Genomic DNA, 16,493 nt, shown 5'->3' with positions numbered 1-16,493 from the left:
TTTCTGAGGTGGAAGAACGTCTTAAAGGCATGAAGCGGCAGTTGAAAAGTCCGCTTTCAGAAGGGCAAAAAGGGCTGTGGATGCTTCAAAAAATGTCTCCTGGGATGAGTGCATATAATATTCCTTTATGCTTTCGTTTCAGCAAGCCAATACATGCACAAACGTTCAAGAAGGCCCTTCTGTTTGTACAGAGACAATATCCTGTCTTAGCCAGTGTGATTCAAGAAGAGGATGGCATTCCATTTCAAACGGTTCAGTTATCAGAGAATCTTTATTTTGTGGAAGAGGATATATCAGCAATGAAATCAGCAGATATCTTGCCTTTTCTAAAAGAAAAAGCAAAAGAACCTTTCCATTTGGAAGCTGATCCGTTAATGCGCACACATCTTTTTCATCGATCGAAAGAAGAATGCATTGTTCTTATAACGATTCACCATATCATATTCGATGGTGTGTCGATGCTGACATTGATGGCGGCGCTATTTGAAGCGTATCAACAATTGCTGAATGGGATTGAGCCCGCGCAGCAGCCAATAACAGCTGATTATTACGATTTTGTCGCTTGGGAAAACCGGATGCTGAATGGCAGAGAAGGGGAAGAGCATCTCGCTTACTGGAAAGAACGGTTGTCTGGGAGTCTGCCAGTTCTTGATCTGCCAGCTGACCGTCCGCGGTCTTCAGCACGAAAATTCAAGGGACAAGCTTATAAAAGCTTGCTCCCTCATCACCTGAGAAATCAAATTAAATCGTTTGCCCGCACTTATCATGTGAATGAATCTGTTGTGTTTCTCGCCATTTATAAAGTACTGCTGCATCATTATACAAAACAAAAGGATCTCATTGTCGGCGTTCCGACAATGGGTCGGCATGAAGATAGCTTTGAAACCCTAATCGGTTATTTTATCAATATGATGGCTGTTCGGAGCAAGAATATCGGAGCTCAGCCATTAACAGCATTTATTCGGGAACTGCAGCTGACAATGGCTGACGGTCTGGATCATGCGGCGTATCCGTTCCCTGCATTGGTAAGAGAGCTGAATGTAGACCGATCGTCCGCGGATTCTCCGGTTTTTCAAACAGCCTTTCTGTACCAAAACTTTTTTCAGGCAACAGGCTTGCAAAAAGTGCTCGAACCGTATCAAACGCTTGGCATCGAATATATTGAAGACATTCGGCAAGAGGGTGAATTTGAGCTGGCACTCGAGATATATGAGAAAGAAAATGAAACAGTGCTTCATCTTTTGTTTAACCCTGATTTGTATGATGTGTCCTCCATTGAAAGCATGATGGAGAACTATATGAAGCTTGCGCAGCATATGATGGAGGACCCGTCTTTGCCGCTTGAGGCCTACTCTTTGCAATTAAATCAAGAACAAACTAGTTTGCTGGAACAATGGAATGCGACAGGGACAAACATCGCAAATGACAAGTGTATACATGAAGTGTTTGAGGAAAAAGCGAAACAAAACCCAGACGCGGTTGCTGTGATGTTTGAAGACAGATCACTTACATACAAAGAGGTAGATGAAAAAAGCACATCTGTGGCAGTCTACCTTCAACATCAGGGGGTTGGACCAGAACAGCCAGTTGGCATTTGTGCAGAGCGTTCATTTGATATGATCATCGGAATTTTAGGAATACTGAAAGCCGGCGGAGCATATGTGCCGTTAGATCCAAGCTTTCCGCAAGAACGATTAGAGTACATGCTCCAAGACAGTCAGGCATCCGTTGTCCTCACCCAATCTAACGTTCATGATAGGATCATCGGATTAACTGGCAGCCATGTAAAAGCGATCAATATCGAGTTAGCTTGCCGAAACGGTTATCCTGACCAGCAAAGCAGCGGTTTAAAGCGGGAAGTAAAACCGGAACACCTCGCTTATATTATTTATACATCGGGAAGCACCGGAGAGCCTAAAGGGGTTATGGTAGAGCATCGGAGCATTATGAATACCCTGAATTTTCTTGAATCTCACTATCCTGTAACGGCTGAGGATGCATATTTATTGAAGACGAACTATGTGTTTGATGTATCGATCTCAGAATTATTCGGATGGTTTATTGGAGATGGCCGTCTAGTGATTCTTCCGCCTAATGGGGAGAAATCACCGCAGCTTTGCATGGATTATATTGAAACATATAAAGTGACTCACATTAATTTTGTGCCGGCCATGCTGCATGTTTTTTTAGAAATGGCGAAAGACAACAAACGATTTACAGAGGATGGACCATTGAAGTATATGATGGTTGCAGGTGAAGCCTTCCCTAAAGAATTAGTGAAAAAGGCGGTATCGCTCTTTCCAAACTGCCGTGTTGAAAATATATACGGACCGACGGAAGCCTCCATTTACGCTGCCTATTTCGGGTGCGGAAAAGGAGATATTGCAAGTCACCATACACCGATTGGAAAGCCTGTCTCCAACACGAAAATTTATATTGTGGATGAGCATTTGAAGCTTGTGCCAATTGGAAAGCCTGGAGAGCTTTGCATCGCTGGAGCCGGCTTGGCAAGAGGCTACTATAATAAGCAGGGGCTTACGGCTGAAAAATTTATTGATAATCCCTTTGTACCAGGGACGAAGCTATATAAATCGGGTGATTTAGCCAGATGGCTTCCTGATGGCAACATAGAATACTTGGGACGGATGGACAGCCAAGTGAAAATACGCGGTTTTCGCGTCGAGCTGGGCGCAATAGAAACAAAGCTGAGTGAATACCCGAGCATTTTAGATCAGGCTGTAGTGGTAAAGCAGCTGGAGGGCCATCAACAGCTTGCTGCTTATTATACAGAGGAAAGCGGACATTCTCCTGCCGATCCGAAAGATTTGCGCTGCCATTTAAAGTCCAGTCTGCCGGAATATATGATACCTTCACACTTTATCCGCTTGGATGAGCTTCCATTATCGCCCAGCGGAAAAGTGAACCGTAAAGAACTGGAAAAACGTGAGATTGTTTTCAATAGAAGGGAACCAAATCACTTGCAGGTAACGGAAATAGAGGATCAGGTGCTACGCATTTGGGAGGAAACCCTCCATGTCAGCGGATTTGGGCCGGAAGACGGATTTTTCGATGCGGGCGGCGATTCGCTTCTGGCTGTAACTGTGGCTGAACGAATCAAAAAAGAATTCGATTGTGAGTTTAGTGTTACTGAGCTGTTTGAGTATTCCACGATCCGTGCAATCAGTGAATACATTTTGGAGATGAAAAACTCAGATCTAGCCGTGACGCAAAATGAAGATGATCATGATGACAAAAAAGATGGAAAATACACGCAACAGACGATTCCCCCTTATTTTGACGACAGTGTTGCGATTGTGGGGATATCGTGCCAGTTCCCAGGCGCGAAAAATCATCATGACTTCTGGAACCACATCAAAGAAGGCAAAGAAAGCATACGATTCTTTTCTGAAGAAGAACTACGCGCAAATGGAGTTCCCGAAGAATTGATACAGCACCCTGACTATGTGCCAGTGCAATCTGTGATCGAAGGGAAAGACTTATTCGATCCCGGATTCTTTCAAATTTCGCCAAAAGATGCTGAGTATATGGATCCTCAGCTCCGCCTCTTATTGCTGCATTCCTGGAAAGCGATTGAAGATGCAGGATATGTGGCTAAGGAGATTCCGGCAACAAGTGTATATATGTCTGCAAGCAGCAATTCATATAGAACGTTATTGCCGAAGGAAACAACAGATGGACATGAATCACCTGATGGCTATGTTTCATGGGTGTTAGCCCAAAGCGGAACCATTCCGACAATGATTTCGCATAAGCTCGGATTAAAAGGGCCAAGCTACTTTGTTCATTCTAACTGCTCCTCATCACTAGTTGGTTTATATCAAGCATACAAAAGCCTGACATCAGGCGAATCAGAATATGCGCTTGTCGGAGGCGCAACATTGCACGCACAATCAGCGATCGGCTATGTGCACCAAAACGGGTTGAATTTTTCAAGCGACGGGCATGTAAAGGCGTTCGATGCTTCGGCGGATGGAATGGCTGGGGGCGAAGGTGTTGCGGTCATCCTGCTGAAAAAAGCTGTGGATGCCGTAAAAGACGGAGACCATATTTATGCCATTATGCGCGGAATAGGCATCAATAATGATGGGGCAGAAAAGGCCGGCTTCTATGCGCCAAGTGTAAAAGGCCAAACAGAGGTGATACAGCATGTATTGGATACAACCAAGATCCATCCTGAAACGGTCAGTTATATTGAAGCGCACGGGACGGGAACGAAATTAGGCGATCCTATTGAAATGTCTGCGCTAAATAAAGTGTACAAGCAATACACCGACAAAACACAATTTTGCGGAATTGGTTCAGTGAAAACGAATATCGGCCATTTGGATACAGCTGCGGGGTTAGCTGGATGCATTAAAGTTGCGATGAGCTTATACCATAATGAACTTGCACCGACCATCAACTGCACGGAGCCAAATCCGAATATAAAGTTTGAAAGCTCTCCTTTTTATGTGGTCCGTGAACGAAAATCGTTAGAGAAACACGCAGGTGTCCATCGGGCGGCTTTGAGCTCATTCGGGCTAGGCGGAACTAACGCTCATGCTATATTTGAGCAATATGAAAACAATACTGATGCAGGTACCGAAAACGAAGGCAATCAGCCTTACATCATTCCGATATCAGCAAAAAATAGAGAACGGCTCCATGTATACGCGAAGGAAATGCTGTCTTATATCAGTCAAGACGAGAAAAAGAATTTCTCTTTAAAAGATATTGCCTATACCTTTCAGGTCGGCCGTGAAGCAATGGATAACAGGATCGTTTTTATGGCGAGTGATCCGGAACAATGGAAACAGCAGCTGGAAGCTTTTGTGAATGGGGAGACGCTTCCAGAGGGCTGTATCCAAGGAGAAAGAACGAAAATGACATCTACTGAACAGCTGCTTGGAAATGCTGAGGCAGAAGATATGGCTTCATCACGGATATCAAAAGAAGAAGTGAGAAAGCTTGCCGAGATGTGGGCAAAAGGCTTTCACGTTGAATGGCGCAGGCTCTATCCTGATGCAAAGCCGCGCCGCATCAGCTTGCCGACATACCCTTTTGCCGAAGAACGATACTGGCCTGAAAGCAATACCATCGCAGCAATTGAACCGGCGCGTTTGCATCCTTTAGTGCACCATAATACATCGGTTCTGTCAGAGCAACGTTTCAGCTCCATTTTCACAGGACAAGAGTATTTTATTGCCGAGCATATCATTAAAGGCATGGCCATTTTGCCGGCGGCAGTCACGCTTGAAATGGCAAGAGCCGCTATAGAACAAGGAATTGGCGGATTGGAGGATCATAATACTGGAATCAGGCTGAAAAATGTCGTATGGATTCGTCCGGTTGTAGCAGGAAGTGAGCCGGTTCAGGTAAATATCGGACTTTACGATGAAGATGGCGGACAAATCGCTTATCGGATGTATGGTGAGACGGAATCCGCTGATGCAGAACCAGTTGTATATAACCAAGGTACAGCGGAATTGATTCAGTTAAAGCAAGAAAAAGCACTGGATCTTTCTGAGATCAAGAAACAATGTGATCAAAGCAGAATGGATGCTGTCTCGTTTTATGAAAGCATGATCGGCGCCGATTACGGTCCGGGTTACAAGAGCATAGAGGCCGTATATAAAGGCGACGGACAGCTGCTTGCCAAATTATCACTGCCGGAATCTGTCACACATACGTTGGACGATTATGTTCTTCATCCGAGTGTATTGGACGGAGCGTTACAGGCGGCTGAATATTTGCAAAATGTCGTCAGAGCGGAACTTTCAGACACGGAAGACTTTAAGGCAGCACTGCCATTTGCCTTAGAGGAACTTGAGGTCTTTCGTCAGTGCGTTTCTGACATGTGGGTTTATGTTCAATTCAACTCGAAAAACAAACCAGGAGATGTGATACAGAAAGTCGATATTCATCTATGCGATGAGCATGGCATGATTTGCGTGCGGCTGAAAGGATTTTCGGCGAGAGTCATGGAAGCAGATGTACAAACCGAACCATCAAACACCAACAGCGAAACTTTATTGCTTGAGCCCGTTTGGCAGGAAAAGGCAGACGGCGGCTTAGCTGCAAAAAAATATGCAGAGCATCTCGTATTCCTATGTGAATATGATCATGTGACGAGACAACAAATTGAAGCAGCCATCGGGGATGTCCGTGTATACAGCCTGGAAGCAAGGCCCTCTTCAGTGGAGGGACGTTTCCATTCTTATACAGAACAAGTGTTTAAAAAGGTACAAGAGATCATTCGTACGAAACCGAAAGACGGCATTCTCATTCAGATCGTAACCTCTGCAGAGGGAGAACAGCAATTGTTTTCAGGATTGACAGGACTGCTGAAAACAGCTTGTCAGGAAAATGCCAAACTAACCGGCCAAATGATTGAAGTCAGCAGTGAAGAAAGCGGAGAAAGCATTGCCAGCAAACTATTAGAAAATCAATTGAGCAAAGATTCATATGTCAAATATCAAAACGGGACACGGTATATTGCTGACTGGCGCGAAGTCAAACAGGCAAAAGGAGACGTCAGCAAACCGTGGAAAGACAATGGCGTTTATCTCGTTACAGGAGGCGCCGGCGGACTAGGACATATTTTTGCAAAGGAAATCGCGGAACAAACGAAGAATGCGACAATCATTCTGACGGGCCGATCCTCTCTTAGCGAAAGCAAAAGCAAAAAGCTGAAAGAGCTTCATAGCAAGGGGGCTGACATCACCTACAGGCAAACAGATGTTACCAATAAAATTGAAGTCTATCAGCTCATTGACGACATTCAAAAAAAATATGGCCGCCTGAACGGTATTCTTCACAGCGCGGGAATCATCAAGGACAGCTACATGGTCAATAAACAGGCAGAAGATCTGCACGATGTACTGGCGCCTAAAGTAAAAGGGCTTGTTTATCTAGACGAGGCAAGCAAGGATTTGCCTTTGGATTTCTTTATTCTCTTTTCATCTCTTTCAGGAAGTTTAGGAAGCATCGGTCAGTCTGACTATGCGGCAGCCAATGTTTTTATGGATATGTATGCGGGCTATCGAAATAGGCTTGCCGACCTCAGCCAGCGGCATGGGAAGACGCTTTCTGTAAACTGGCCTTTATGGAGAGATGGAGGCATGCAGGTCGAACAAGAAACTGAGAAAAGGCTTGTACAAGTAGCCGGTATTGTTCCTATGAGGGCAGAAAAGGGAATTCAGGCATTATATCAAGCGCTTCATTCAGAGGCAAACCAAGTAATGGTGATCGAGGGCGATGGGCAGAAAATAAAACAAAACATGCTGGCAAAAACCGCCTCAGCACCTATGGAAAAGAAGGAAGCAAAAGACATGACTGAACAAGTAAATAGCATTGATACAGACAGTTTGCTGGATAAAGTAAAGGCGATGTTAAAGCGAGAGGTTGCCAAGCTGTTAAAGGTTAAGCTTGAAACGATTGATGATCATGCCGAGATGACGGTGTATGGTTTTGATTCAATCTCAATGACTGAATTCACCAACCATATCAATCGCGCCTATAAGTTAGAACTAACGCCAACCGTATTTTTTGACCATCCGACGATACATGCGTTTGGCAAGCATTTGTCAGAAGAATATCAATCGGTATTTGCGAAGACATTTGCTGTACGTGCTGCATCGGCTCAGATTCAGCCAGCCGTGAAACAGGAACAAGCCGTTCGCGCCAAAGCTAAAAGACGCCGAAAGCAGCAAGTCATGCAGCCAAACGCCATACAGAGTGATACTGGGCCTGAGCCAATTGCCATCGTAGGCATAAGCGGGATTTTCCCTATGGCGAAAGATATTGAGGCATACTGGAACATCTTAAAAGAGGGCAAAGACTGCATGACGGAAATTCCGAAAGAACGCTGGGATTGGCGTGAATATGAAGGTGATCCGGCGAAGGAAGTCAATAAAACGAACGTAAAATGGGGCGGTTTTATTGACGGAATAGCAGATTTTGATCCATTATTCTTTGGCATTTCTCCGCGTGAAGCTGAACAAATGGAACCTCAGCAGCGCTTACTGCTGACTTACGCCTGGAAAGCGATCGAAGATGCAGGATATTCGGCGAAAAGGTTGTCAGGCACAAAGACCGGCGTTTTCATCGGAACAGGAAATACAGGATACAGCTCTCTTCTATCTAAAGCGAACTCGGCAATAGAAGGATCAGCGGCAGCCAATACGAGCCCTTCAGTCGGTCCAAACCGGGTCAGTTATTTCCTTAATCTGCACGGACCGAGCGAACCGATTGATACAGCGTGCTCAAGTTCACTAGTGGCGATCCACCATGCCATCTCTTCCATTGAGGAAGGCACTTGTGACATGGCGTTAGCTGGCGGTGTAAATACGATTATCCTTCCTGAAGTGTATATCAGCTTTGATAAGGCAGGTGCGCTGAGCAAAGAAGGAAAATGCAAGACGTTTTCAAATCAAGCCGATGGTTTTGCGCATGGGGAAGGTGCCGGCATACTGTTCCTGAAAAAATTAAAAGCGGCTGAAGAAGCGGGAGACCATATTTACGGAGTCATCAAAGGCAGTGCAATCAATCACGGCGGACGTGCAGCCTCTTTAACGACTCCTAATCCGAAGGCGCAGGCAGATGTTATTCAGTCGGCATATCAAAAAGCGGGAATCGATCCGAAAACCGTGACCTACATTGAAGCCCACGGAACCGGAACGGAGCTTGGCGATCCGGTTGAAATTAACGGTTTAAAATCAGCTTTTAAAGCATTGGAGGTAAATGAAGGAGACACATCAGCCAATCCTTACTGCGGATTAGGATCTGTAAAGACAAACATCGGCCACTTATCGCTGGCAGCCGGTGCAGCAGGAGTTATTAAAATATTATTGCAGCTTAAGCATAAAACCTTAGTGAAAAGTCTTCATTGCGAAACCGTGAATCCATACATTCAGCTAAAAAACAGTCCGTTCTATATCGTACGGGAAACGGGAGAATGGAAAGCGCTGAAAAATGAACGGGGAGAAGAACTTCCTCGCCGGGCGGGTGTCAGTTCATTTGGAATCGGGGGCGTAAACGCCCACGTGGTTATTGAGGAATATATTCCAGAAGCAGCTGATGAGAATATACCATCTATCACGCCGGAACATCCGGGTATCTTCGTTTTATCTGCTAAAAATGAAGCGCGGTTAAAAGAATACGCACAGCAGCTGGCAGATGCGCTTGATAAGGAAGCATACAGAGACGCTAATCTCACCCGGATCGCTTATACACTGCAAGCCGGACGGGACGCGATGGAAGAACGTCTTGGGATCATTTCTGGTTCCGTTGAGGATTTGCGGCAAAAATTAAAAGACTTCGCAGCAGGCAAAAACGATGTGGAGGATGTATTTAGAGGCAGGATTGATAAAGGCACACTGCAAATGCTGACAGAGGACGAAGAAATTCAAGAAGCCGTCAAGAAATGGATGGAACGGGGAAAGTATGCAAAATTGCTTGAATTATGGGTAAAGGGGCTTGATGTAGACTGGACGAACATGTATGGCGAGACTATGCCTAAGCGCATGAGCTTGCCGACGTATCCGTTCGCAAAAGACCGTTATTGGATCTCTGATCATATTGAAGAAAGCGGCAGCACGAATGTAAATAAAGCAGCCTCCAGCCTTGGCGGAGCTGTGTTGCATCCATTGATGCAGCAAAACACATCGAACCTCTCAGAACAAAGGTTTAGCTCTATCTATACAGGAGAAGAGTTTTTCCTTGCTGATCATGTTGTGAAAGGCCAACGGATCTTGCCGGGAGTGGCTCATCTTGAATTGGCGCGGGCAGCTGTTGAGCAGGCCGCAGAGGTACAAGGTGTTCCGTGCACCATAAAGCTAAAGAACGCGGTGTGGGTGCGGCCAATTGTCGTAGAAGACCAGCCGATACAAGTACACATCAGGCTTTCACCAGAGGAAAGTGGTGAAATTTCTTATGAAATCTATGGTCATTCAGACGTTGCAGGTGAACAGTCAATCGTCTTCAGTCAAGGCAGCGCGGTATTGAACCCTGCTGAAAATCTGCCGGCGGTTGATTTGCCATCCCTGCTGGAGCAGTGTAAGGAAAGCCATTTCAGCGTAAACGAAGTATACGACACGTATCGAATGATTGGCTTTGAATATGGTCCTGCTTATCGCGGAGTGAAAAAAATCTATACAGCTGAACAATTTGTTTTGGCAAAATTGTCATTGCATCCGTCAGCTGCAGATACGCTCAGCCAATACAACATGCACCCTGGGCTGATGGATTCTGCTTTGCAGGCGTCAAGCATTTTGACAGGCGCCGGGGATAACCAGCTGACACTGCCTTTTGCGGTCCAGGAGCTTGAAGTCTTCGGAGCATGTTCGTCGGAAATGTGGGTATACGCACGATACAGCCAAGGCAGCAAGGCAACTGATAAGGTGCAAAAACGGGATATTGATATTTTAGATGTGAACGGCAATGTTTGTGTTCGGATGAAAGGATTGTCATTCAGGGCAGCGGAAGGCGGCTTTGGATCGGCGGAACCTGATCAAACGCTGGAAACCCTGATGTTTGAAGAACAATGGGTGCCTAAGGCTTGTGTAAAAGAAAGTCCTGAGCCTCAATATGAACGGCACATTGTCATGCTTTGCGACATGAATGGCCTCTCAAAAGATAGCATTGAATCAAGATTGACAGGAGCGGAATGCATCGTTTTGGAGTCATTCCGCGAAGGACTTGCAGAGAGGTTCCAAGATTATGCCGAACAAGCGCTTGAGACGGTCCAGGGTCTTCTCAAAAGCAGACCTCAGGGCAATGTTCTGATCCAGCTGCTTACCTCTGCACAAAGAAAGCAGTACTCATTCTCAGGGCTATCGGCGCTCCTTAAAACTGCCGGCTTGGAGAATAAAAAACTAATCGGCCAGACGATTGAAATCGATTCACATGAAAATATTGAAAGTGTGATAGAAAAACTGAAAGAGAATAAAAGGCACACAGAAGATCAGCACATCAAATATGAAAAAGGCAAACGGTACATCAATGATCTGGATGAAATGCAAATAGATGATCGGGAAATAAGCATGCCGTGGAGAGATAAAGGTGTTTACCTCATCACGGGCGGCGCAGGAGGACTTGGGTTTATTTTTGCAAAAGAGATTGCTCGTCAAGCCGAACAGCCTGTGCTCATTCTGACAGGCAGATCCGAGTTGAATGCGGATCAGCAGGCGGAGCTTAACGAACTTCAGCAATTAGGGGCTCGCGCAGAATACAGGCAGGTTGACGTGACACAAACGGAAGCAGCCTCAGAGCTTATCACAAGCATTACGTCTGATTACGAAGACTTGAATGGTGTCATTCACAGCGCTGGGCTGATTAAAGATAACTATCTGATGAGCAAAACCAATGAAGAGCTGACACAAGTTCTCGCTCCTAAGGTGAAAGGGCTTGTGAATGTGGATGAGGCAACCGAGCATCTTGCGTTAGATTTCTTTATCCTCTTTTCTTCAATATCAAGTGTTGCCGGCAGCGCGGGACAGGCCGATTATGCAATGGCTAATGCATTTATGGACAGTTATGCTGCTTATCGAAATGCGCTTGTAACCGCCATGTACAGGCACGGACAAACGTTGTCAATCAATTGGCCGCTCTGGAAAGAAGGCGGCATGCGCGCGAATAAAAAAATTGAAAACATGACGTTGAAAAACACAGGTGTGACGCCAATGCGGACTAAGACTGGCATTCAAGCACTGTATACAGCTTTGGCATTTGGCAAGGATCAAGTCATCGTCATGGAAGGAATCGAAGACATGATGAGGGAAAAGCTGGCTCAAAAGCCGTCTTCTGTTGATGTTCCAACGAAAACAGTGCAAGTACCGGTGATATCTGAAACAAGAATGGACCAAGACAGTTTGTTCGACCACATTCAAGAAGCGTTAAAGCAAGCAATCTCTCAATTGCTCAAAATCAAACCTGAAGAGATTGACCCGGACATGGAGTTTAATCAATATGGATTTGATTCGATTACCTTAACTGAATTCGCGAATACACTGAATGAGAAGTACAAGCTGGATCTCACGCCGACGATCTTCTTTGAGCACGCAACGGTTTATGCATTTGCAGGGTATCTGTCAGAAGAATATCCAAATGCTTTTGCAGCTCAAACGCCTGCCAAAGCTGAGGTGCGGATGCAGCCTGTCGAACAGAATATAAAAAATATGACGTTTTCGACTGAAAACCGCTTTGCAAAACGCTCGGTAACACCAAAGCAAAAGGAAGCTGATCATAAGCCTGAGCCTATTGCGATTGTGGGGATGAGCGGCGTTTTCCCAAAGGCAAAGGACGTCGAGGAATATTGGAAGAACCTGTCATCGGGCACAGATTGTATTACAGAGGTTCCAAAAGACCGCTGGGATTGGCAGGAGTATTACGGAGACCCTCTGAAAGAAGCGAATAAAACAAACGTCAAATGGGGCGGTTTTATTGATGAAGTAGCTGACTTTGATCCATTGTTCTTCGGCATATCTCCATTGGAGGCTGAGCAGATGGAGCCTCAGCAGCGCCTGTTAATGACCTATGCGTGGAAGGCGGTAGAAGAAGCGGGACATTCAGCGAGAAGCCTGGCAGGAACCAAAACGGGCATCTTCATTGGGACAGGAAACACAGGGTACAGTTCGCTTCTGTCTAATGTAGACATCGAAGGCTCAGCGGCTGCGAATATGAGTCCTTCTGCCGGGCCGAATAGAGTCAGTTATTTCCTGAACATTCATGGACCGAGTGAACCGATCGACACTGCATGCTCAAGCTCTTTAGTCGCCATTCATCATGCGGTCTGCGCCATTGAAAATGGAAACTGTGACATGGCGATTGCGGGAGGAGTCAACACGGTCGTAACTCCGCAAGGTCATATCGCTTATGATAAGGCCGGAGCGCTGAGCAAAGAAGGAAGATGCAAAACATTTTCTGACAAAGCCGATGGTTTCGCAGTCAGTGAAGGTGCCGGCATGCTCTTCCTGAAAAAGCTGACAGCGGCTGAACGGGACGGTGATCATATTTACGGTGTCATTAAAGGAAGTGCGGTAAACCACGGAGGCCGCGCAAATTCTCTAACGACTCCTAATCCGAAAGCCCAGGCGGATGTCGTAAAAACAGCATATGAAAAAGCGGGAATTGATCCAAGAACCGTAACTTATATTGAAGCGCATGGGACTGGAACAGAACTGGGTGATCCAGTAGAAATCAACGGCTTAAAAGCGGCATTTAAAGAGCTGTATAAAAAAACGGGGGACCCGGCTGTTCATGGCAGCCATTGCGGACTTGGCTCTGCGAAAACAAACATCGGTCACTTATCGCTGGCGGCCGGTGTGGCGGGTGTCATTAAAGTGTTATTACAGCTTAAGCATAAAACTCTTGTCAAAAGTCTGTATAGTGAAACCATTAATCCATATATCAGACTGGATGACAGCCCGTTTTATATTGTGCAGAAATCGAGAGAATGGCAGACGCTTCGTGATGAAGCCGGCCGAGAGCTGCCGCGCCGCGCAGGTATCAGTTCATTTGGGATAGGCGGCGTCAATGCCCACGTAGTCATTGAGGAATATATTCCGAAAGAAACAACCCACCCTGCACAAGCACCAGCTGTGACAGCACAGCACCCGGGCATCTTTATTTTGTCGGCAAAGGATGAAGATCGTCTGAAAGACCAAGCCCGGCAATTAGCAGATTTTATTAGCAAGCAATCTATCACGGCTCATGACCTCACTGATATTGCTTATACACTCCAAGAGGGGCGTGATGCAATGGAGGAGAGATTAGGGATCATCGCTGTCTCGACTGGGGACTTGCTGGAAAAACTGAACCTCTTTATAGAAGGGGGCACCTATGCGAAATACATGTACAGAGGCAGGGCAGAAAAAGGCATTGTACAAACATTGAGATCAGATGATGAAGTACAGAAAACGCTCGAAAATAGCTGGGAGCCTCACATATATGAAAAATTGGTTGATTTATGGGTGAAAGGCATGGAGATAGGCTGGAGTAAGCTGTATGACGGCAAACAGCCGAAGCGCATCAGCCTGCCTACCTATCCATTTGCGAAAGAACGTTACTGGATAACGGATACGAAAGGGGAAGCAACTGCCCATCAAACAGCTCTAAAAACTGTCGAACCAGCAGCTTTGCACCCATTGGTACAGGTCAATACTTCAGATTTATCAGAGCAGCGTTTCAGCTCCACCTTTACAGGCGCTGAGTTCTTTTTCGCCGATCATAGGGTGAAGGGAAAACCGGTTATGCCGGGGGTGGCATATCTTGAGATGGTACATGCTGCCGTTACAAGAGCAGTGAGAGGAACCGAAGATCAACAATCTGTTATTCACATCCAAAATGTTGTGTGGGTGCAGCCGGTTGTGGCGGACGGCCAGCCTGTTCAAGTGGATATCAGTCTACATCCCCAGCAGGACGGTGAGATTGCTTTTACCATCTATACAGAGGCAGAGGATGCACACAATAAGCGAAAGATACATTGTCAAGGCAGTGCTTCAATCCGCGGGGCAGGAGACCTGCCAGTCCAGGATATCAGCGTGCTTCGAGACCAGTGCAGTTTAAGCACACTCTCACACGACCAATGTTATGAATTGTTTAAGGCGATCGGCATTGACTACGGCCCTGGTTTTCAAGGGATAGATCGGCTTTACATCGGCCGCAATCAAGCCTTGGCAGAGCTTTCCCTGCCTGCCGGTGTAACTCACACAATGAATGAATTCGTTCTGCATCCAAGTATGGCGGACTCTGCTTTACAAGCGTCGATCGGGCTGAAGCTGAATTCCGGTGACGAGCAGCTTTCTCTGCCTTTTGCGCTGCAAGAGCTAGAAATATTCAGCCCGTGTACAAATAAAATGTGGGTGTCTGTGACATCTCGCCCAAATGAGGACAAAATACAGAGACTGGATATTGATTTGTGTGATGAGCAAGGCCGAGTGTGTGTAAGAATCAAGGGGATTTCCTCAAGGGTGCTGGAAGAAGGTATACAACCGCCAGACGAGCCGACATCACTAAACTCCAAAGCAACTCTTGACGGAGCGCTTCTTATGGCGCCGATATGGGATCAAGTGCAGCTGGAGAAGAAGATCATTTCACCTGCTGATGAGCGTGTTGTCATCCTCGGAGGGGATGACAACAGCAGAAAAGCTGTTCAAAGGCAGTTCCCGTTGTCCAAGGAGCTGAACATTGAGCCGAACGCATCAATTCAGAGAATTGCAGATGAGCTTGAAGCACTTGGATCGTTTGATCATATTGTGTGGATGTCTTCATCTCGTGTGCCAGATTGTGAAGTCGGCGATGAAATGATTGAAGCCCAAGATCAAGGCGTCATTCAATTGTATAGGCTTATTAAGGCAATGCTTTCTTTAGGCTATGCACGGAAGGAGATCAGCTGGACGGTCGTGACGGTGAACACACAATATGTTGATCAGCAAGATATTGTCAACCCGGTCGATGCCGGGGTGCACGGCCTGATTGGTTCAATGGCAAAAGAATATCCAAATTGGCAGACAAAGCTGATCGATGTTAAAGAGCACGAAGACTTGCCGTTATCTCAACTCCTTTCCTTGCCTTTTGATCAAGAAGGGAATACGTGGGCCTATCGAGACAGGATTTGGCATAAGCTTCGTCTGATTCCAGTACACAACAATCAACCGGTGCACACGAAGTATAAGCACGGAGGCGTTTATGTTGTCATAGGCGGAGCTGGCGGTATTGGTGAGGCCTGGAGTGAATATATGATCAGAACATATCAGGCGCAGATCGTTTGGATTGGCAGAAGGAAAAAGGATGCAGCCATCCAAAGCAAGCTGGACAGACTTGCGCGTCTAGGGCCAGCCCCATATTACATTCAAGCTGATGCGGCTAACCGAGAGGAATTAGAACGCGCTTATGAAACAATGAAACAAACGCATCGTGAAATCAACGGCATCATTCATTCTGCGATTGTCTTACAAGACCAAAGCCTGATGAATATGAGTGAAGAATGTTTCAGAAACGTTCTTGCGGCAAAGGTTGATGTAAGCGTGCGAATGGCACAAGTTTTCCGGTATGAACCACTGGATTTTGTTTTGTTTTTCTCTTCCGTCCAATCGTTTGCAAGAGCTTCCGGACAAAGCAATTACGCTGCGGGCTGCAGTTTTAAGGATGCTTTTGCACAGCGGCTATCTCACATATGGCCTTGTACAGTGGCCGTGATGAATTGGAGTTATTGGGGTAGCATTGGTGTTGTTTCATCACCTGAATATCAAAAGAGAATGGCTCAGGCAGGCATTGGCTCTATTGAAGCCCCTGAAGCAATGGAAGCTTTGGAATTGCTGCTCGGGGGACCGCTGAAGCAGCTAGTGATGATGAAAATGGCAAACAAAACGAATGATGAATCGGAACATTCAGAAGAAACAATTGAAGTGTACCCGGAAACTCACGGCTCCGCCATTCAAAAGCTGCGAAGCTATCACCCGGGTGACAGCACAAAGATTCAACAACTGTTATAG

1 protein-coding gene is annotated in these 16,493 nt (G+C 46.1%); it reads left to right on the top strand.

Annotated elements, in window-relative coordinates:
• Positions 1–29 precede the first annotated feature (29 nt).
• On the top strand, positions 30–16,493 hold the full coding sequence (locus QA442_RS13265; RefSeq protein ID WP_279474503.1) for a non-ribosomal peptide synthetase: 16,464 nt from the start codon (positions 30–32) through the stop codon (positions 16,491–16,493).

The sequence above is a fragment of the Bacillus stercoris genome (assembly GCF_029772985.1).
In the GTDB taxonomy this organism is placed as follows: Bacteria; Bacillota; Bacilli; order Bacillales; family Bacillaceae; genus Bacillus; species Bacillus stercoris.
The sequence above is the reverse complement of the archived record's forward strand: the minus strand, read 5'-3'. Positions and strand labels throughout refer to the sequence as shown.

What these genes read in the sequence shown, in the direction of transcription:
- QA442_RS13265 (WP_279474503.1), top strand. Translation starts at nt 30, where the DNA reads ATGAAGCGGCAGTTGAAAAGTCCGCTTTCAGAAGGGCAAAAAGGGCTG.